This window comes from Clostridium saccharoperbutylacetonicum N1-4(HMT) (genome assembly GCF_000340885.1).
GTDB classification, from domain to species: Bacteria; Bacillota; Clostridia; order Clostridiales; family Clostridiaceae; genus Clostridium; species Clostridium saccharoperbutylacetonicum.
The window spans coordinates 300,390-321,649 of the sequence record NC_020291.1 but is presented as its reverse complement, the minus strand read 5'-3'; the positions used below and the strand labels follow the sequence as shown (position 1 = coordinate 321,649).

Here is a 21,260-nt window from a genome sequence, read left to right as displayed (position 1 = left end):
CACTATCATCACCAACTATTCACTAAAAACTTCAAATTCTAAGATCATCATATCAACTGCATCTTCAGCATCACTTATACGTTCAATTAATTTCTTGTCATTATAGTGTGAAAATACATTTAAAACCTTTGTCTTTGAACCATTTGTTCCACATTTATTTAAATCAATATTAAGTATGCTGTTATCCCACACTTCAACACTATACTTATTTGCCTTTCTTATGGAAAATAAAGACTGAGGGCTTAAATGTGTATCAATTCCCTCCATGCAAAGTACACATGGCAACTTTACCTGATAATCCATCCCATACATTTTTTCCAGTGTAGTTACAACAATTTCTTTTCCCTCTCCATCTTCAATCCCTGTAACATTTATTAAATATGGAATCTCTAAAAATTTAGCAATAGACGGTCCTACAAAACCTGTTTCTCCATCTAAAGATTTCTTTCCACATAAAATTAAATCAACATCACATATCTTTTTGATTGCTTCAGACAATATATAAGCTGTAGCAATTGTATCTGAACCCGAATAGCACTTATCTGTAATACGAATTGCCTCATCACATCCAAGAGAAATTGCCATCCTTAATATTTCCTCAGAAGCTGAGGGACCCATTGTAATGCATATAATACATACATTATGATGTGTTTTTTTATAATTTATAGCCTGTTCAAGCATAAATAAATCATATGGGCTAATCCCACAATTACCATCTGAACATATTCCTTGTGCCACCTGTTTTAAACATACAACAATATTCATATCACTCTTCCAATCTACTTATTTATAACTTGTCTGAATAAAGTTATTCACAAGCTTATAAATTATGTTTAACTGAATCTCTGATGCGCCGGAATAAATCTTAGAAGCTAGTGCATCCCTAACTTCTTTTTCTATATTGGATTCAATGCTATAACCATACGCCCCGAATATCTGTAAGGTTTCCAAGCATGTTTCTACATAAGTCTCACTGATAAAATACTTAAACATAGAGGCCTCAAGATATGTATTCTTATGCAAGTTCTTCTTCCATGCAATTTTATACAGCAAAAGCTGGGCCATCTCTATGTTGACACGCATTTTAGCTATCTTATGTGTAACTGCCTGATAATTATTTAATTTCCTTTTCTCTATATACGTCACACATAATTCCATTAATTTCTGCATGACTCCTACATGACTTGCAAATTCAAAACTTCGTTCCCACTCTAATCCAGTATTAATTATACTTAATCCATTTCCTAAACGCCCTACCATATTTTCTTCAGGAATAAAACAATCCGAAAAATGAATCTCTCCCATAGGACATGATGTAAGTCCCATCTTTTTGATTTCTTTTCCAATTTCCAACCCTATTGTATCCTTTTCACAAATAAAACAACTTAACCCATTAATAGAGCCCGGTTCTCCAGTCATTACAGATATTAAAAAGATGTCTGCAATAGGTGCATTGGATATGAATTTCTTACTTCCATTTAAAATATAACCATTTTTAACTTTAGTAGCAGTTGTCTTTATCTGGGTAATATCAGAACCAGATTCATCTTCTGTAATCGCTAAACAACCTATTAAACTTCCATCTATAAGTTTCCTCATATACTTCTGTTTCAATTCATCTGATCCACATTGGTTAATTGTATTCATACATGCCCACAAATGATTGGTCACTATAAACACAAAGCCATTATCATCACAAGCATATCCCAATGCTTCCATCAACAATGCAGCTGTTATGTAATCTTCTCCGAATCCACCATATTTTTCTTCAAATGAAATTCCAAATAATCCGTACTGAGCACATAACCTCCACTTTTCCTCAAAAGTATGCATATTTCCATTAATATCTTTTTTTACAAAGTCAATTAGATATTTCTTGTATTTAATTTGTTCATTTGAAAATTCAAAATCCATAATTCCTCCCAAAATATTATTCTACAAGCTTATCTATATATTTATTCACCAATAATGGATTATCAATTCCTTCCCTTACCATACTTGGCCAGTTTTCCTGTTTAAATCCATACTGCGATAAGAATGCAAACATCATTCTCTCCAAACCAATCCCAATACAACCTGTATAGCAATATTCCTCCTTTTCTAAGTTTGAATAGAATCTAAATCTTTTTGCCAGAAAGTTACTATGCAAATTAAATGACCCAACTGCTGTGGTATTATCCTCACTAAGCTTAAGGCGTAATTCATACTTAGAGCCAAACATTTTTTGTGCATTAATACGTTTCGCTGCATTGCCTATCAGGAAGAATGGGTCATTAGCAGTTTCACAGAAACCTGACATATTTAATAACTCCATAAGCTTAACAGCCATTTTCTTGTATTCATTTACATTATTTCTTACATAGTTGTAATCTCCGATAAATACCGTCTCTCGAATAGTAAAATCCCATAAACGTTCGAATGGTTTATAATATTTATTTTCATATCGGAATGACTTACCACATGTAGTTATAGCTTTTTGCTTTATTTCCTTTCCTGAAAGCATGTCATACACATAATAACACATAGTAGGTGGTAGACCGAATGACGTATTACAGCAATACTCCATTAACCCATCTGCAATTTCTTCTTCCTCAGTCTCTTGGGTAAATGAATTTTTAAATGCCTCATAGTTATCCACTGCATTCCGAAGTCTTGTAGTAAACATAAGTAAATTAGGAAATGATTCAAAATATCCAACCTTTTTTAATACATCTAATCTTAATAATGTAGGGAAACGGTAATTTTCACATTTAAATATTTTAGTTGATATATTCTTAAAGACAGTATCAAAAAAATCAAATAAACTCACTAATGGCTCTTTAAAAGATACTTGACCATCAGATGGTATATAAATCAATTCATTTTTTATTAATTCCTCTATAATATTTTCATTGTTAAATTTATTATTTCCTTCATTGTTCCAAAATCTATTAACTTTTATATCTTTTAGACCAAGTATTTCATTTTCAATGACATGCAATGCCCTGTCCCTTATCTTATCTGCGTGCTTATCATCCTCAAGGCTCAATCTTTCCCCAATTATTTTTTCATCTTTATAAATTCTTTCATATGATATAATATCTTCTGACAAATAGTATATTTTTTTTTCAAATTCCTCAACTAATTTAAGACTAAGAGGCTCTTCAAAAATAACATCAGTTTTTTTCATGTCGCTACCTATCCCTTCCAATAATTTGCATCTTATCTTGATTATACATATTTAATTTATTTTTTCTGTTAAGAAGTAGTGTTTTAATCATTTTTTCTCTCTGCTCCTCAGAATAAAACATTGCCGAAATATTTCCTGCCCAGTAACAATCTTTAGGTTTTATATAGTACTTTTCTCCATCTTCATATACATATCTGTTTTCAAGTAATACATCCATGGTTTTTTTTGTATACTCATTAAAAACAGCATCTTTCTTTTTTATGTAAGTAAAGTTAGGAAACATAACAAATAATCGGTTTTGACGCTCAAAATATGATAATTTATGTTCAAGATATCTTCCATGCTTATTTTTTTTGATCGCACTAATGTAACCATTTACATCAAGATGATTTTTATATGCAAATCCATCCACATACCCTCTTGAAGATGGTCCTATTCCAATAATACGCCCCCCATCTAACTTGTTTGCTCCAAGATGGGTATTCAGATACAAGTTTGGCTTGTCCATCTTTCGTGATATTGTATTTGACATTACCATTTTACAGTCCTTATTTTCCTCTAAATATTCATATATTCCTAAATATGAGGAACGTTTCTCTATATCAATATATTTCTTATACATTTCATGTCTGGTTAAAAAATTCTCCATTTTAGTATTAGGAAATACATTCAATGAATATAAATCAATACAATTCACACCAAAGTCAAATGCTTTATTAATGTCAGCAACTACTTCATCACAATTCTGCTCTGGAAAATTATACATAAGATCAACATTATAATCTTCAAATCCATACTCTTTTAAATTATTAATAGTTGCATCTACCTCTGATATTGGAAGCAATCCATACTTTTTTCTTATATCCGTTGAAAAGGTCTGTATACCAAAACTTACACGATTAAAACCAATCTTTTTCAAATTCCTAACGAATTTAGAATCATGCAAATCTCTTACATGCCCTTCTATTGAAAAAAGACATTTTTCTTTTACATCAAAAGTATCCTTTATGGTTTCCATTATTTGTTGTAGCCCTGAAATACCAATTGATGTCGGTGTTCCTCCTCCAAAGTGTACCGCTGATATTTCTTTTAATTCTGATGGCATTCTATCTGCATAGTATTTTAATTCTATAATAATTGCAGAAATCAATTGTTCAACCAGTTTCTTTTCTGGTTTTTCTTTATAATAATTGCAAAAGATACAAAAAGTTCTACAGAAAGGTATATGTATATATAACGCTGTGTTACTGCTCTTATTATATGAATTATCCTTTAAAAACTCATCGAAATCTGTTTGCTTCAAAACATCATGAAAAATGCTTAATTGTGGATAATCATAATGTTCTGTATCTTTTAGTCTGAACATCTCACTCATTTCCTATTTCTCCATCTCTACACTATGTTCATGAATCAGTTCCGCAATTTTCAAAGGTGAACTAAAGTTATTAATATCAAAATCATCATCTGCCAAATCAATACCAAATGTAGTTTCAATAAATGTTAATAAACTTACAATTCCCAATGAATCTAACATATTTTCTTCTATTAGCTGAGTATCTTCTTGAATTTTCTCCGCAGTTAGTACTTTTGATAGGTAATCAATAATTTCATTTAAAATTTTTTTCATTTTTATTTCTCCTATTCATTATAATTTTTAAAAATCAATATTTTTTCACATGTTGATATTAGAGTCAAAATAAGAACTTCATTTTCTCAAGCACTGTAAAGAAAGTACATTTTATAGTAATTATTAAAACAAACATAAAATAACCATCCTATATATAACCATATTCCTTATATAATAATATGTTAAATATTTTGCAACTATATTCCAAATATTGCATTTTTTATTATATAATAATACTTATATATTTAATGTAAATAGAATGTATTATTTCAAATAAATTCCTGTAATCATTATACTAAATTAACTTTTAATTGAAAACATATAAAATTATATATTTTATACAAATTTCTATATATATTTAGAAATTTCATTCAAATTTTTTTCCAATTAATATAATATTGTTATTTTGATTTTTATAAAAAGTTGAGTTGGTATACCACCACAATTTGTAAAGTAAATTTACACATTATTCTTTTTATAAGTAACAATAACTACAAAATAGAAATTCAATTAATGAAAAATTCGATATTATTATGAATAAATTATCAAAACCAAACTTTGAAAATCATATCATACACATGGAGTTGGTAGTGATTTACCTATAGTAAGATCTATATGGGAGAATTTTAGATTTTCTTACATATTTCTAAGCACTTAGGTTTAGAACCATGGAAGCAGGTATTTGATTATATTTCAGGATCAATTTCTAATAGATCCTCAGTTAATAAAATCGCTTATTTATTGTAGCAATTCACAATTTTAGGTGGTGTACTGCCTTGAGAATCGACATCTAGCTGATTTTTTAGCAAGAAATTTGACTGGTTAAAATGTAAATAGAACTCTTTTGCTCAACGTCTGAAATCTCCATTAATGAAGGTGATGTGGAAGCCTTAAATGATAGAAAAATAGAGCCTACTTACGCAAAGAAGCTACCTTTTCTTTGCTGGCTATTTGATAATTCTGAGAAAAGGTGCCTTTGGTGTAGGTTTTGAATAAAGTTTGATCAAAACAATCTTTATAAAAGGCTTAAAATCGTAAAATAAATTTTACATTTTTTAAACAAAGTTTGATCAAAACTTTAATTTTCAGTAATAAATTTATTTAATTTTTATAATAAAGTTTGATTAAAACATATCCCGAAAAATATTATAAATACACTTAAGTAGAGTGTATTCCAAACAGTTATTACATTCATTAAAATATTAAGCACATTCGCCCGTTGCTAGTACTACCTTCACCTTTTAAATCCAAGAAAAAAATACCCAGAACAGTATTATTCCGGGCATTACCTTATTCGGGCACTTTAATGAACTTTTCAAATTACTTTAGCTACTTCAACCATTGTCTGCTCTCCACGTTTGATTGCCTCTCTGGCCATGGAACCGGTGATCTGGCCACACAAAAGCATCAGCCTCTTAGCGATCATATTGAAGAGTGAGTAAATTATGACCAGCAATAACTTAATCGTAGCAATTAAATTACTTTGATATAAGCGACTTACTAATTGCTAATCCCTTGCACCTTCAATTCGTCTTAACTTCTCAGTGTCCCTAGCTGGAGGTGCACCGAAAAAGCGGGAATACTCTCGATTAAACTGTGAGGGGCTCTGATAGCCAACTTCATATGCAGCACTAGCTACTGCATATCCCTCAAATGCCATGAGGTTTCTAGCCTCCAAAAGCCTTAATTGCTTTTGAAATTGAATAGGGCTTAAACCCGTTGCCCGTTTGAATTGACGGTGAAAGGTATTTATAGCCATACCGTATTTTAATGCGATCTCACCGATGTCAATTGGCTTCATATAGTTATCGCGAAGCCATTTTACAACCTGAGAAATCTTAGAAAAATTACTTTCTCTCAAGCCAAGTTGCCTCAGATACCACCCTTGCGGTCCCATAAGAACTCGATAAAGTATTTCGCGTTCATAAGCCGGTGCAAGCGCTGGAATATCTCTTGGAGTTTTTGTTAACCTCAATAACCGTAGCCATGCCTCCATGAGTTCGATGTCTATTTCACAAGCTGCAAAATGCTCAGAAGCAGTTGGTATTAGATCTTCAGGAATATCCCTTAACAAACTCTGAAGAACATTCTGGTTTAACTCAAGGCCTAGGGACATGTACGGACGCCCATCACAGTCTGGATGTACACTCGCCGTTGCAGGAACATGTATCGGCAACACGTAATATGAAGGTCCTTTCATTGTAGCACTATGTTCACCAATTAAAAGAATCTTTGTTCCTTGAATCGTAAAACCAACCATCGGCTTGTAGAGTGCTGCGAGCTGATGTACTGGAATATCTCCCTTAATCATGCTTAACCCAGGTACTTCGGTTTCTATTGGTCGAGTGCCTGCTCTTTTCATTAAATCTATAATTTCATCTAAAACTTTATTCATACACGTATTCTATCACATGACTTCCTGCTTTTCAACACAATTCCTAACTCAATGGCATTTTTAGGCTCTCTAAAAGATAAAAATACAGAGTAATTCAAATGATTTTTATCACTAGTGATACTTTTAGGCAATAAAATGGTACCATTAGATCTAGTTTATTTCAGCAGAAACGAATAAAATAGAATCAAATTTAAACAACAAAACAAGGAGGATTTTATTATGAAAATTGCAATCGTAACAGGTGGAAGTAATGGCATTGGAAAAGCAACTGCGCTTGAGCTTGGCAAACGCGGAATTAGTGTCATCCTCACATACAATTCCTATAAAGATAGAGCAGAAGACATTGTTAAGGAAATTAAAAAGAATAAGGGAATTCAGGCTGTAGCACTGAAGCTGGATCTGACTCAAAGATCAACATTCGAAGGTTTTGTTCAGGAAGTGAAGAGGAATCTCAAAGAAATTTGGAATAGAACGACTTTTGATTATTTAGTAAATAATGGTGGTGTAGGTGGCCCAATGATGTTCTTGGAGATGAGCGAAGAATATTTTGACAAAATTCTTAATACGAACTTCAAAGGCCCCGTTTTCTTAACGCAACACCTTATGCAATTCATGGAAGATGCTGGAGCCATTGTAAATACCTCGAGCTCATCCAAGAACCAATCATTTCCTGGTTATTCAGTCTACGGCTCTTTAAAAGCAGCGTTGTCATCTTGGACTCGCTATATCGCGAAAGAACTTGCGCCGCGCAAAATTCGTGTCAATGCGGTTTCTCCTGGTCCTACTCACAGCAATTTTGGCGATGGAGTCTTTGATAAACATCCTGAATTCATTAAGCCGCTAGCTGAGCAATCTATATTCGGCCGAATAGGCCACCCCGAAGATCTTGCCAAGGTCATTGTAAACTTACTATCCGATGATTTCGGATGGGTCACAGCCCAAGATATCGAAGTGTCTGGAGGACACTTGCTTTAAGAAGGGATAATACTATCAGCCGTGTCATATACTGAAAAGCATATACCCTACAAAGGCAATTTCTAAGTAAAGATCTAAAAATATTTAATTCTGATTTAAATTTAGTATATAAAGTCCAACAGAATACGTCGCATTAGAGGAATTGGATAATCTAGAAGAAAAATAATATATAAAACAAATGTAATGGAAAGTTATAATCGCCAACTTATGAAATTTACTAAAAGTAAACCAGTTTTCCCTAATGATAAGTCATTAGGGAAAATACTATCTCTTGCAACTATTGATATAACTAAGAAATGGAGACATGAAATTAAAAGCTGAGTTCAAATTTTGACTCAATTCTCAATCTTCTTCGAAAGTCGACTGAACGCAGCTTTATAATAACTAAACATTGTAAATGTGGTTGTAGTAACAAAGTGGATATAAAGTTAGACATGTACCAGTAATAGAGAGAATAGTTGCTATCGCAAGCTCTATATATTCAACTATAAAATATTTAAATTGTAATGATATTTGAAGGACAAAAGCAAAATATGTAAATAATTTAGAAGACATCCGAAAAGTTTTAAGCTAATAAACTTTAAGTATTTTAGCTACATCTAAATTTCTTTTTCTTTTTGCCATTCACGCCCCATCCACTAATAAAGTAAAAAACTGTACACTCTCACCTTAAATGAGAATGTACAATTTTTTTACATTCTTATATTTTTTTAATTTTTCCATACTACATTCTCTAAAATATAGCATATCCATAATAAATATTCCGATCAAACTTTGTTATAAATCTACAATTTGTGTAGGTTTTGAATAAAGTTTGATCAAAAATATGTTTATAAATGGCTTAATATAATGAATCTAAATTACTAATGTTTTAAACAAATTTTGATTAAAACATTAATTTTAATATATGAGTATCATGAGAATTTTTATAATAAAGTTTGAACAAAAGTAGTTGATTATATATATATATTGGAGGTGATTCTAATTGTTGTTGTTGGATTATTTTTTCAACATATAGGATATTTTATTATAGGTTTTCCAATGTGTTACCTTAGTATTTTTGGAGTACTATATTTATCGGAACAATCTTATGAAAATGATGAAAGATAATATTTTATCAAAATATATTTATAATTTTGAACAAACTTTATTGAAAGGGTTAATCTATTTTTGAAAAAAGATAATTGAACAGCATTTGCCAGCTATTGAAGCTCGCATTTTTTATCTATAGTATTTTGAATATAGCTTGGTAATCAAAATAAGATGAGATTATCTCAGTATTTAAAGAAATATTGAATAATTCTCTCTTCTTCTGCTGAACCACCTTAATTTAGTGAAATGTACATTACAGATTACATAATCACTATTAGGTAATGTAATAATTGTTATATATAGACCAGGACTGTTCATACACAATTAAGAGTTTTAGTAAAATTGATTAATTTGCTAAAATTCGCAAATATATAAGCAGTTGTAAGAATACTCTGAAAATAGTCAACATGCTTAACAAATATAGTATCTTGAGCTTTAAATTTCATATCTGTCACCACAGTTTTTATATTATTCTTTCAACATTTAGAGTAATTTCAATTTGGTAGATTCTCGAACAGACTAACTCACGAAAAAACAAATATTAATCAAAATTAATATATTAACTTCTAAATTTTTCTTTCCATAAATCGAAATCCCAAGTTTCTAAAAATTTTTCTGCTGCATTATATCCATTTAATAAAAGAGCATTACTTTCCTCTTGGGTAATATCAAAATAAGTTGTATTTATTTTTTTATTTTTTCCGTCTATGTTAATTTCAGTAGGAATCATAATAGTTCTATCAAAATCTCCCTTAATTGTAGAAATATAGTGCTTATCATGCGCATTTAACATAGTATCTACTAAATCTTCACAATACTCTAGAATAGATGAAATTGAATGGTCTTTGTTGCTTTGTTGTACTTCTCTTGTATTTTCAAAAAACTTAAATCCGATTGTAGGCCATTTCGGATTGTTGCTACCATCGTCCAAAAGCCATATTGGATAATTACTTAAAACACCACCATCAACAATATAATGAGTTTTGCCAGTGGTATCTTGCAATTTAACTGGTTCAAAATATAGAGGTATACTCATGCTCATTCTTACAGCTAAAGAAATACTAAATTTATCGGGATCGAAACCAAAATATTTTAAATCTTGAGGTATTACAATCATCTTTTTTTCTGTTAAATCAGATGCAATTGCACTGAATTTATAAGAGTATTTCTCATCTGTTGAATCATTCATTCTTATATCTCCAAAAGTAGTTTTACCTTTTGCTTTAAATAATTCTTCAATCCAGTTTCTAAAATAATTACCTTCATATATTCCATATTCTAATACTGTACTCAAAATCTTACCTGGTATGCCCATTTTATCAATAAGTGTTTCATCTTTAAATTTAAGATAGTTTAAATTTTTAAGTTCATGCTCAATTTCCTCACCAGAATATCCTACAGCAAGTAATGAAGCTACAATTGCACCTGCTGAATTACCAACTAAATTAACAAAATTATATTTTTTTTCAATAGCTTTTACAGCGCCAACAAGACCTATTCCTTTAACCCCTCCACCTTGAAATACTGCATCGCATTTTAGCATAATTTATCACTCCTATTATTAAGTCTTAATCTAATAGTAGTATTCATTTAATATAATCATTGTATACTAAAAAATCCTATTAATAAAAATTCTATTTTAGAACAATAGCTAAATTCTCTTCCAAAGGAAGTAACGGATATTGTTCTCTTATATCAATCACTTCATTAATTAATTTCTCAATATCTTTTGATCTTTTCCTTTTTACCACTAATTTTACCTCCAAATAAACAAAAGGCTAGACATTAATTTTACTTAAAATGTCTAGTCTTCTATGAATTTCCTTATGTAATTAATTTAAATGGTAATACTAAACATTAATTTTAGTATTACCATTCTTATTATTTTTAATACAACTTTATTATAAATGATACGACTTTATTATAAACGATACAACTTTGTTATAAATCTACAATTTGTTGAGCTTGTCCGTAAAGTCTATTCAACTGTAACTGACTTAGCTAAATTACGAGGCTTATCAACATCACAGCCTTTAAACTTAGCAATATAATATGAGAATAATTGAAGTACTGCAACTCCAAGCACTGGTGCAAAAATATCTATTGTTCTTGGAATATAAACCACATCATTTAGAACTTCTTCTAAGCCCTTAGTTCCTTCGTAGCAAACACCAATTACTTCTGCTCCTCTTGCTTTAATTTCTACAATATTACTTACCATTTTTTCTTTTAAAGCTTCTTGAGTTAATAAAGCTACAACCTTTGTTCCTTGTTCAATTAATGCTATAGTACCATGTTTTAATTCTCCACCAGCATATGCTTCTGAATGAATATATGATATTTCCTTAAGCTTAAGTGATCCTTCTAAGGCTAATGCATAATCAAGACCTCTACCTAAATAGAACATATCTTTTTCTTCATACACTCTCTTAGCTATAGCTTTGATTTTTTCTTTATCTTCTAAAACTAATTCTACTTTTTCTGGTAAATTTAATAATTCTTCTTTTAATTTATCTAATCTATCACTCTTTAACTTACCTAAAATCTTAGCAAAGGTCATTGCCATCATATACATACCAATAATTTGAGTTGTATAAGCTTTTGTTGAAGCAACAGATATTTCTGGTCCTGCTAGGGTGTATAATACATGATCAGCTTCTCTTGATACTGAGCTTCCAACAACATTAGTAAGTGCAATTACTGTAGCTCCAATATTTTTACAATTTCTAAGTGCTGCTAAAGTATCAGCTGTTTCTCCTGATTGACTTATTACAATAACTAAAGATCTTTCAGTAACTAGTGGATTTCTATATCTAAATTCTGATGCAATATCTACTTCTACAGGTATTTTTGCAAGTGATTCTATTAGATTCTTTCCTACAAGTCCAGCATGGTATGCTGTACCACAAGCTACTATAAATACTCTATCTGTATTTTGAAGATCTTCTTTAGTGATCTTTAATTCATTTAATAATATTTCATTTTCCATAGAAACTCTTCCAGCTAAAGTGTCTCTTATTGCTCTTGGCTGTTCATGAATTTCCTTTAACATGAAATCTTCAAAGCCGCCTTTTTCTGCAGCATCTTCGCTCCAAGTTACATGGTATATTTCTTTTTGAATTTCACTTCCATCTTGAGCAAAAAGCTTAACACCATCTTTTGTAAGCACTGCTATTTCATGATCTTCTAAAAGATAAACATCTCTAGTATAGCTTAATACTGCTGGAATATCTGATGCTATAAAACTTTCATCTTTTCCAAGTCCAACTATTAATGGACACTCTTTTCTAACTGCAATAAGTTTGTCTGGTTCATCTTTGCAAACAACTCCTAAAGCATAACTTCCTTCAAGTTTCTTAAGTGCCTTTTGAACTGCTTCAAATAAATTACCCTCATAATAGTAATCAATTAAGTTTGGAATTACTTCTGTATCTGTTTCTGATTTAAAAGTATATCCTTCCCCTTTAAGCCATGTTCTAAGAGTTAAATAATTTTCTATTATACCATTTTGAACAACAGCAATTGTTTCTTTACTATTTAAATGTGGATGAGAATTTGCATCTGATGGTGCTCCATGAGTAGCCCATCTTGTATGACCTATTCCCATGTTACCTTCAACAGGATTTTCTTTTATATTATCTGCTAAATTAGCTAAACGTCCTTTAAATTTTCTAACTTCAATATTTCCTTTATTAAGAACAGCAACTCCAGCTGAGTCATATCCTCTATACTCTAACTTTGACAATCCATTGATTAAAAAAGATGTTGCTTTCCCGCTTCCTAAATATCCTACTATTCCGCACATATTAATTCTTCCTTCCTTTTTAAAACTTACTCTAACAAATTATTTGAGTAAATCTTTTAAATTAAGTTTATCCAAATTTAAAACTTTGTACTAGCAAAATAAGCTTCCTGTCATATTCATATTTTTATTATATGAATATTTACAAAACAAAAGCCTATTAAAAAATGGCATAATTATCCTAGTACCCTTAAAGCCTTAAACTTTAGAAGGTTTTAACACCAAACTGGATTTGTTCTTTAAATCGCTTTAAAGTTTTGCCAGTTGTTAACGGTAGTGCAAATACCGTGGGGCACCCGCCGAAGTTTCGATAACTCCCCAACCTCGTCAACTTAAGTGATGCTCTAAATCTTCGATTTAGTTAGCAGAACTTACCCAGTGTAATCGGGCAAGTGATAAGTGAGACTCCAAATCTATGATTTGGTTAGTCGAACTTAGTTAACTAGCTTTAGCTAGTTAAATTCCTTAAAAAAATTACTATAGTATTTACAAAATAAATTTAAATCACCTTTTATTTTGAACCATAGTACTATTAATTAAGTAGTACACTTAAGTTCTGGCGCTTTATTTTAAATTAAAAACACTTTTCTATACTATCACTCCTCTTTTTTATATTTTATACCCTGGATATTATTTTATCATATAATTTTTTTTTGTCTATAAATATATAATATGACTTCCCTCTAAATATTCTACATTTTTGTTTTTCATCATATTATAGCTGAATAAAAAAAGCAAAGGCATGAAATCAATATTTAAAATATCAACTTCATGCCAGTATGTTTTTCTATAAATATTTTATTTTAATTTAACATTTCTATTATTTATGCTCCCGCATTTCCTGAACCGCTTGACGCAGCTCCACCTGCAGCTATCCAAGGCTTTTGTATTTCTTCTTTTAAAGTATTGTAGCTATCTATTGCACTTCTTAATTGAATATTTAAATCTAAACTATTAATAACTAATGTATCATAATCTGATTTAGTCATTAGTCCTAAATCATACTTAAGCTTTGCATTACTAAGCTGTTTATTAGTTAATTCTATACTACTCTTTGTTGAATTAATCTTATCTTCTTGTGCAAGGAGATTTGTATATAAAGTTCTTAGTGTATCCTTTAGTTGTTTTTTAGTCATATTTAAAGATATATCAGTTGTATCCATACTTAGTTTTGTACTAAGATATCCTAAACGTGCTGACAATGCATTTGAATATGCACTTTTATCTTGCTCATATTGATTATAACGAGCCATATACTGTTCCAAAGTTTCACCTGTAATTGCTACAGGTACTGTTGCACCATCTGTTTTCGTCTTTGCATCTTGTACATTCCTTTCAGATACTTGGTTGTCATGATCATTATAATACTCTTTAGTAATCTTATTTAATTCTACTTTATATTTCAAATCCTTATCTATAACTTCATCAAAATAAGCATCTACATCTCCATCTATTTTTAATTTATCAAATTGAATATCTTGTTCTAAGCTATATTGAGTCACATCTTTTCCAGTTAACACTTTAAAACTATATATTGCATCCTTCAATTGATTTTCACTATAATTTTGTGCATATTGTAAGTTTTGAATTTGAATCTGATTAGCTTGCAAATCAACTTCTGTTAAAAGTCCTAAATTATTTTTTAATTTTGCATCATTTAATTGCTTAGTTTTAACAGCTAAATCTCTTGCTGCTTTATCTATTTTCATTTGACTTGTGACAATACTATTGTAGGCATTAGTAGTTTTTTGTACTACAGAATCCTCATCAAATTCTCTTTGTTGCTCAGCCTGATCAAGTGAATTATTACGAGTATCCTTATTAAGATCTTTCTTATCACTAGATAGGTTAGGAGTAATATCCTCTATTCTTTCATTTACATCATTAACTTTATCTTGATAACTTACTTTTTTATTATCAATTGCTAATATATCACTATTACTTATTGCAGCCTTTATAGCTTCATCTAAAGTAAAAAGTGGTTTTCCACTTACTGTTTGTGTACTTGTCACTGTATTAGAAACTTGTTGTGTAGTATCTGCTGCAAATACTGGTACTATACTTCCGCTCATAACACTTATCCCAATTGCAAATGCAACCATTTTATTTATATTCTTTCTCATGTTACTTCTCCTTTTTAATTAAATTTTGTTATACTATAAAATACACTTAATATTTCTTATTAAAGGGACTATTCCACCTGATTTAATTTTAACCTATATAACCACTTTATGGAATCATCCTGCATAAATAACATTTTATTTTTTCATAATTAAGTCTCTCTTAAAATTAAACCTTCTCAATTAAATTATAAAGCAATTTTCTTATTTTTCCCTTAATTTAAACTTAATTTGAACTTACATTTATACTATTTAATAACCAACCTTGATATTTTTACTAATATATTTTGATTATATTTTCATAACTATTATAAGTCAATAACTTTTTTCCTTGTTTTCAAATTATTAATAGTTTATAATCTACTCATACACTATCTTAGGAAGGATTGTTTAAAAATGGATAAAGATGATTTATTTAAAGTCTCAGATTCATTAATGAACTTTTTATGGATTATTCAAAATAATGTACTTAAAACTCAAGATATAAATAAAATTATTCAAGCATCACGTAGCGATACACGCGGATGTTGTAAAGATTTTTCAATTCCGCCTTCACATGGGCGAGTTATTTTTTATCTTTTACATTGTAATTCCTCTCCTATTTCACAAATAGCTGATAGCTTAGGAATATCAAAATCAAATATGACTCCTATTATTGATAATTTAATTAATTACGGCTTGGTTAATAGATTCCCAGATTCTGATGACAGGAGAGTTCTTAGAGTTGAATTAACTCAAAAAGCTCATGATTTACTAGACGCTTTTCGTGATGCTATTTCTAATTCCTTTGTAGAAAAAATATCAGCACTCTCTGATGATGATGTAGTGCTATTAAACCAATCTATGTTAAACCTTATAACTTTATTTAAAAAAATCTACTAATAATAAAAATGTACTTCAAAAGCGATAATTTTTATATCTAACTTATGAAGTACATTTTTTTAACTATTTAATTATTAACTATATACAGTTGATATTATTTTTCAATTGCTTCTTCAAAAGACTTTATTAAGTCTTCTATATCTTCAAGCCCTACAGAAACCCTTATTAAAGTATCTGTAATTCCAAGCACTTCTCTTTCTTCCTTTGGAATTGAAGCATGACTCATTTTAGCTGGGTATGATACTATAGTTTCAACACTTCCCAAACTTACTGCAACTGCTACATTTTTAACATTATTCAAGAAAACTTTAGTTCTTTCAAAAGTTTTAAATTTAAAGGATAATACCGCACCTGCACCATCAGCTTGCTCTAAATGTAACTCTCTCCCTTCCATTGAAGCTAAACCTAAATAATATACTTTTTCAACTTCTTCTCTTGCTTCAAGCCATTCTGCTAACTTTTGAGCACTTTTTTGAAGTGCATCCAATCTTACTTTTAAAGTTTTAATTCCTCTAACTAAAAGCCAGGAATCTTGTGGCCCTAGCACAGCCCCAAATGTGTTTTGTATTTGATAAACCCTATCTCCAAGTTCCTTTGTCTTAGTAACAACAAGTCCTGCAATCACATCACTATGCCCACCCAAAAACTTAGTTGCACTATGCACAACTATATCTGCGCCTAGTTCTAATGGCCTTTGCAAATATGGTGACATAAAGGTGTTATCAACTATTGTAATAGAATTATTTTCTTTAGCCAACTTACTAGCAGCTCTTAAATCCGTTACCTTTAACAATGGATTTGAAGGAGTTTCTAAATAAAGTCCTCTTGTATTTTCTTTGAAAGCTCTTTCTATTTCTTCAATATTTGATGCATCTACAAAAGTAAACTCAATATTAAATCTAGAAAACAATTTTGTTGTTGCCCTATATGTTCCACCGTATACATCTCCGCAAATTATAATATGATCTCCTGCTGAGAATATTGAGAGCACAGAACAAATTGCTGCCATCCCAGATGCAAAAGCAAAACCACATTCCCCACCTTCAAGTTCTGCTATTAGTTTTTCTACAACATCTCTAGTTGGATTTCCTGATCTAGCATAATCATACTTTCCAAAATTCTCTATATCAAATTGATGAAAAGTAGATGTTTGATATATAGGAGTACTTACAGATCCTGTTGTAGGATCAATATCTCCACTTGCATGTATTAATTTAGTTCCAAAATTCATAATTTACACCCCAATCTTTTTAGTTTACAGTTAACTGTTAATGTTGAATTTGCTTTGCAAATTCTTAAAATATATTACAAGAAAAGCCACAGCCTTTTCCTCCTTAAACTCATAACTCCTAACTCTTAATTGAATTAATCGCTTTGTCTAAGTCATTTATTAGGTCATCTATATTTTCTATTCCAACAGACAGTCTAAGTAAATATTCATCAACACCTAATTTTTGCTTAATTTCTTCTGGTATTTCTGAATGAGTTTGCGTGAATGGATAAGTTATTAAAGTTTCAACCCCACCTAAGCTTTCTGCAAACCTTATTACTTTAACACTCTCTAAAATTTTAGGTATTAATTCTTTATCCTTAACTCTGAAGGAAAGTGTTGCTCCAAAGCCTGTTGCTTGCTGCTTATTCAATTCATATCCCTCAAAAGCTTCTAGCCCTACATAATAAACTTTTTCTACATTAGGACTACTTTCTAAGAATTTAGCTATCTTTATTGAATTCTCCTGTGATCTATCTAATCTTATGTGTAATGTCTTTAAGCCTCTTAAAATAAGCCAGGCATCAAAAGGTGATAACGTAGCTCCCGTCGACATATGAATTCTTCTCAATCTTTCCAATATTTTATCATCATTTGCAACAATAAAACCTGCTAGTAAATCATGATGTCCACCTAAGAATTTTGTTCCACTATGTACTACTATATCAGCACCTAATTCTAATGGCTTTTGATAATATGGTGTTAAAAATGTATTATCTACAATAAGTAGTAAGTTGTTATTTTTAGCTATTTCTGCTGTAGCTCTTATATCTGTTACCTTCATCATAGGATTCGAAGGAGTTTCTATAAGAATACCTTTTGTGTTTTCCTTTATTGCTTCCAATATATTTTTTGTACTTGTTGTATCAACAAAGGTTACTTCTAACCCAAAATCTTTAAAAGTTTCATCAAATAACCTATATGTCCCTCCATATAAATCATCAGATAAAAGTATATGATCCCCTGTTTTAAATAAGTGTATACAGGCTGTTATTGCTGCCACTCCTGATGAAAAACCAATGGCTGATTTTCCACCTTCTAAAACTGCTAAGGTTTTTTCTGCTTCTTCTCTTGTTGGGTTTTGTGCTCTTGAATAGTCATAACCTGTGCTATTATTTAAGCCATGATGCTTAAAGGTAGCCGCTTGATAAATAGGAAAACTTATTGCCCCTGTAGTTTCATCCCCACCTGATATGCCACTAACTGCAATTGTTTCAAAAGATTTTTTTACTGTCATTTTTTTGCCTCCTCAAATTTATATATTGCTTAAAACTTATTTATTGTTACTGCTAAAGAATAAATTCATCTTATAGATGAAGGTTATAAAAAAAAGCCACTCCTAAAACAAGAAGTGACTATATAAACCATAAGTTCCATTAAGTCTTAATGCCTCTCATTTTTCAAGATATTATCTTGCAGGATTTAGCACCAACGAAAAATTTATATAAATCTTTCAGGTTGCCGGGCTTCAAAGGGCCAGTCCCTCCACCACTCTTAATAAGATTAACTTATCCAAATATATATTTGTTATTATTAATTATACATAATAAAAATTTTATGTCAATAAATATTAGTAAATTTATCGATTTTGTGTATTTATTCTGCCCACGCTCCATTAGAACCAACATAATATCCATCAATATACTTATCATGCTCCATAGTTCCTGATTGGTTTAAATAATACCAATTCCCATCCGTATCCTTAACCCAACCTGTCTGCATGGCCCCCGTTTTATCTAAATAATACCAGTTTCCATCACCACTTTGAACCCAGCCTGTCTTCATCATTCCTGATTTATCTAAATAATACCATTTGCCATCCGTGTCTTTAAGCCATCCAGTATTTATTGTTCCTTCTTTTGACAAATTATACCAAAGTCCATTTTTTTGCTGCCATCCAGTGTTACCTTCAGTAGCAATTTTATTAGTCACACCATTATCAGTTGCAGTTTTATCTGAGTTAGTGCTTACATTATCGTTAGTTGCGTTCGTATGGTTACTTGGTGAATTATGATGTGACCCTGAAGAAGAATCTGATGTTCCTATTAATAATCTGACAGAGTTATTATCATAAACAAGATTTACTACATAATTACTTGGTAAACCAGTTGTTTCAATTGATGAAAATCTACTATTTGTGTTATTACTATTAAATTTTATTATAGTCATACCACTTGTAGGTATATAACTATTACTAAAATCCAACTTCAACTTTCCATTGAAGGTTGCATTACCATCAACCTCCAACACATCATCTTTGCTTCCAATAGAAAGTTCAAGTGTACTGTTTTGTGATTGATTATAGTCATTTTTTATATTCACTAATCCATCTACATTTTCAACAACTGTACCACTTTCATTTGAAACACTTCCTACTCCAAAAGCTGTAGCTGAATCTGCTTCAATAGTACCACCTTGAATGTCTGTTCCACCACTATAAGTATTATCTCCACCTAATTTTAAAGTTCCTGTTCCTTGCTTTATTAAGGTTCCACTTCCTGAAATATCATTACGCCATCTATCTGAAGCATTAAATCCACCCTTTGATGCTTCCATGTTCACTGTAATATTGCTATTAAAGGCTCCATAACCATCTGCCGCTGCAAAGAGGTTAAGCCTTCCCCAACCTTCAGCATCGTCTAATAATGGATAGCCAGATTCTAAACCAGTTGTATATAAAACATCGCGCCTTTGATTAACATCAAGATATGGAAGACGAGTTTCTAATAGCACTTCTGCTCCTTTTGGCACTTTCATTGGTATAGTTGTGTCTCCAGTTTGTCCAAATCCATAAGTTAATCTTTTAATATAATCTTCCTTATTCTTCTTATAATCACTAAATCTATCTTCTGATGTGCCTGCTTGTGTAAAAAGTTTAGTTTGTGCTTCATTATAAGCAGCAGCCTTTAAGCTAGCATTGTTTGGATCATATAAAGCTGATGCGGCAAGTGCTGTACCAATCATACGTCCTCCCATTACATCTAAGGGAGAATGATATCCTGCTATAATTCTATCATTTCCAAGTTCAGAAGCACGTGTAAGCATTTCTTGAAAACGCTCTGGTGCTGCATAAGCCATTCCAATTGATGCTAAGTATGCAGCATTTGTATGTCCACTTGGAAAACCTCCATCCTTATTTGGATTACTTCCTATATCTAGAGCTAAGGTTGGAAGTAATTTCACCTCAGAACTCCAACGATATGGTCGCATGTATTGATAAAAATACTTTGATGGATTTCCACTAGCTTGTCCCCCGCGTAAAGTATTGATTAATTTAACCATGTTTCCAAGCTCAGAAGTTTCGCTTGCCCAAGGACCCTTTTGATGACTATCCTCGCGATCATCATCATTGGCTATTTTTTGTGTTAATGCATCCTGTAGCATATCTCCATTAATTGCAGTATTTGCATTAGCAAGATTTCTAAATACATCTGTATATTTTCCAAGACCATCTGTAACACTATAACTTGCATTTCTACGATCATCAAAAAATACTCTAACTAATGGCCCTGTAGTAGTAACAGCTGCTTGAGTTGTATTTCCTGCTGTCATATCAATTACGGTACTAATATTTTGATCATGTATATCTTGATCTAATATTGTACCTCTAGTCCATTCATCACCATTAGCAGTTCCTGATACTGGTGTAAATATATTAAGAAATTGTGATAAGGCACCAACCGCTGGATTAGTTGCAGGTGAAGTATCTCCTGGTTTATATCCTCCTGAATTTTGCATATATGTATCAACAAAGTACCCATATGCCCCTGCATGTGGAGTTAAATCATCAGCAGCAAAAGCCTTAAAAGGCATTAACCCTTGAGTTATAGTAGTTGCTAAAACTAGTGGCATAATTTTTTTATTAAAATTCATGTTAATCTTCCCTCGCTTAATAAATTTTCATAAAATAATTTTATCCACTATATTC

The 21,260-nt window shown here is 30.9% G+C and carries 15 protein-coding genes and 1 riboswitch; of the genes, 3 read left to right on the top strand and 12 right to left on the bottom strand.

Features of this window, described 5'->3' with window-relative positions:
- Positions 1 to 15: 15 nt before the first annotated feature.
- From CSPA_RS01515 to CSPA_RS01490, 6 genes are all read right to left on the bottom strand, one after another.
- On the bottom strand, positions 16 to 765 hold the full coding sequence (locus tag CSPA_RS01515) for an electron transfer flavoprotein subunit beta/FixA family protein (protein ID WP_015390450.1): 750 nt from the start codon (positions 763 to 765) through the stop codon (positions 16 to 18).
- A gap of 18 nt (positions 766 to 783) precedes the next feature.
- Entirely contained in the window at positions 784 to 1,914 is a 1,131-nt protein-coding gene (locus CSPA_RS01510; protein ID WP_015390449.1) for an acyl-CoA dehydrogenase family protein, read from the bottom strand.
- Between the two features lie 16 nt (positions 1,915 to 1,930).
- Complete coding sequence (locus CSPA_RS01505; RefSeq protein WP_015390448.1) at positions 1,931 to 3,169, bottom strand: aminoacyl--tRNA ligase-related protein; 1,239 nt, start codon at positions 3,167 to 3,169, stop codon at positions 1,931 to 1,933.
- Between the two features lie 4 nt (positions 3,170 to 3,173).
- Positions 3,174 to 4,544, bottom strand: a complete 1,371-nt coding sequence (locus CSPA_RS01500) for a coproporphyrinogen-III oxidase family protein (RefSeq protein WP_015390447.1) — start codon at positions 4,542 to 4,544, stop codon at positions 3,174 to 3,176.
- A gap of 3 nt (positions 4,545 to 4,547) precedes the next feature.
- The gene (locus CSPA_RS01495; RefSeq protein WP_015390446.1) at positions 4,548 to 4,796 is read right to left on the bottom strand and encodes an acyl carrier protein; all 249 of its coding nucleotides are present in this window, start codon (positions 4,794 to 4,796) and stop codon (positions 4,548 to 4,550) included.
- 1,507 nt (positions 4,797 to 6,303) lie between these two features.
- A complete protein-coding gene (locus CSPA_RS01490) occupies positions 6,304 to 7,191 on the bottom strand; it encodes an AraC family transcriptional regulator (protein WP_015390445.1) in 888 nt (295 codons plus the stop codon).
- Between the two features lie 219 nt (positions 7,192 to 7,410).
- Here CSPA_RS01490 and CSPA_RS01485 point away from each other — a divergent pair, with 219 nt between their 5' ends.
- Entirely contained in the window at positions 7,411 to 8,166 is a 756-nt protein-coding gene (locus CSPA_RS01485) for an SDR family NAD(P)-dependent oxidoreductase (protein ID WP_015390444.1), read from the top strand.
- 207 nt (positions 8,167 to 8,373) lie between these two features.
- Complete coding sequence (locus CSPA_RS31040) at positions 8,374 to 8,487, top strand: hypothetical protein (protein WP_241393354.1); 114 nt, start codon at positions 8,374 to 8,376, stop codon at positions 8,485 to 8,487.
- Between the two features lie 1,330 nt (positions 8,488 to 9,817).
- Here CSPA_RS31040 and CSPA_RS01480 read toward each other — a convergent pair.
- From CSPA_RS01480 to CSPA_RS01470, 3 genes are all read right to left on the bottom strand, one after another.
- Complete coding sequence (locus CSPA_RS01480; protein WP_015390443.1) at positions 9,818 to 10,801, bottom strand: patatin-like phospholipase family protein; 984 nt, start codon at positions 10,799 to 10,801, stop codon at positions 9,818 to 9,820.
- 435 nt (positions 10,802 to 11,236) lie between these two features.
- Positions 11,237 to 13,063, bottom strand: a complete 1,827-nt coding sequence (gene glmS, locus CSPA_RS01475) for a glutamine--fructose-6-phosphate transaminase (isomerizing) (protein WP_015390442.1) — start codon at positions 13,061 to 13,063, stop codon at positions 11,237 to 11,239.
- A gap of 821 nt (positions 13,064 to 13,884) precedes the next feature.
- A complete protein-coding gene (locus tag CSPA_RS01470) occupies positions 13,885 to 15,183 on the bottom strand; it encodes a TolC family protein (RefSeq protein ID WP_015390441.1) in 1,299 nt (432 codons plus the stop codon).
- A gap of 393 nt (positions 15,184 to 15,576) precedes the next feature.
- Here CSPA_RS01470 and CSPA_RS01465 point away from each other — a divergent pair, with 393 nt between their 5' ends.
- A complete protein-coding gene (locus tag CSPA_RS01465; RefSeq protein WP_015390440.1) occupies positions 15,577 to 16,062 on the top strand; it encodes a MarR family winged helix-turn-helix transcriptional regulator in 486 nt (161 codons plus the stop codon).
- Positions 16,063 to 16,156: 94 nt separating this feature from the next.
- Here the strand turns inward: CSPA_RS01465 and CSPA_RS01460 are convergent, their stop codons facing one another.
- The 3 genes from CSPA_RS01460 to CSPA_RS01450 form a co-directional block, all read right to left on the bottom strand.
- Complete coding sequence (locus CSPA_RS01460) at positions 16,157 to 17,293, bottom strand: trans-sulfuration enzyme family protein (RefSeq protein WP_015390439.1); 1,137 nt, start codon at positions 17,291 to 17,293, stop codon at positions 16,157 to 16,159.
- Positions 17,294 to 17,411: 118 nt separating this feature from the next.
- On the bottom strand, positions 17,412 to 18,569 hold the full coding sequence (locus CSPA_RS01455) for a trans-sulfuration enzyme family protein (RefSeq protein ID WP_015390438.1): 1,158 nt from the start codon (positions 18,567 to 18,569) through the stop codon (positions 17,412 to 17,414).
- Positions 18,570 to 18,722: 153 nt separating this feature from the next.
- A riboswitch (SAM riboswitch) is annotated at positions 18,723 to 18,836 on the bottom strand.
- A 92-nt stretch (positions 18,837 to 18,928) separates the two neighbouring features.
- Positions 18,929 to 21,205: an acid phosphatase gene (locus CSPA_RS01450; RefSeq protein ID WP_015390437.1), complete on the bottom strand. Its 2,277-nt coding sequence runs from the start codon at positions 21,203 to 21,205 to the stop codon at positions 18,929 to 18,931.
- Positions 21,206 to 21,260 lie beyond the last annotated feature (55 nt).

Coding starts and splice junctions, on each gene's coding strand:
- CSPA_RS01515 (WP_015390450.1), bottom strand. CDS start 765: ATGAATATTGTTGTATGTTTAAAACAGGTGGCACAAGGAATATGTTCA.
- CSPA_RS01510 (WP_015390449.1), bottom strand. CDS start 1,914: ATGGATTTTGAATTTTCAAATGAACAAATTAAATACAAGAAATATCTA.
- CSPA_RS01505 (WP_015390448.1), bottom strand. CDS start 3,169: ATGAAAAAAACTGATGTTATTTTTGAAGAGCCTCTTAGTCTTAAATTA.
- CSPA_RS01500 (WP_015390447.1), bottom strand. CDS start 4,544: ATGAGTGAGATGTTCAGACTAAAAGATACAGAACATTATGATTATCCA.
- CSPA_RS01495 (WP_015390446.1), bottom strand. CDS start 4,796: ATGAAAAAAATTTTAAATGAAATTATTGATTACCTATCAAAAGTACTA.
- CSPA_RS01490 (WP_015390445.1), bottom strand. CDS start 7,191: ATGAATAAAGTTTTAGATGAAATTATAGATTTAATGAAAAGAGCAGGC.
- CSPA_RS01485 (WP_015390444.1), top strand. CDS start 7,411: ATGAAAATTGCAATCGTAACAGGTGGAAGTAATGGCATTGGAAAAGCA.
- CSPA_RS31040 (WP_241393354.1), top strand. CDS start 8,374: ATGAAATTTACTAAAAGTAAACCAGTTTTCCCTAATGATAAGTCATTA.
- CSPA_RS01480 (WP_015390443.1), bottom strand. CDS start 10,801: ATGCTAAAATGCGATGCAGTATTTCAAGGTGGAGGGGTTAAAGGAATA.
- glmS (WP_015390442.1), bottom strand. CDS start 13,063: ATGTGCGGAATAGTAGGATATTTAGGAAGCGGGAAAGCAACATCTTTT.
- CSPA_RS01470 (WP_015390441.1), bottom strand. CDS start 15,183: ATGAGAAAGAATATAAATAAAATGGTTGCATTTGCAATTGGGATAAGT.
- CSPA_RS01465 (WP_015390440.1), top strand. CDS start 15,577: ATGGATAAAGATGATTTATTTAAAGTCTCAGATTCATTAATGAACTTT.
- CSPA_RS01460 (WP_015390439.1), bottom strand. CDS start 17,293: ATGAATTTTGGAACTAAATTAATACATGCAAGTGGAGATATTGATCCT.
- CSPA_RS01455 (WP_015390438.1), bottom strand. CDS start 18,569: ATGACAGTAAAAAAATCTTTTGAAACAATTGCAGTTAGTGGCATATCA.
- CSPA_RS01450 (WP_015390437.1), bottom strand. CDS start 21,205: ATGAATTTTAATAAAAAAATTATGCCACTAGTTTTAGCAACTACTATA.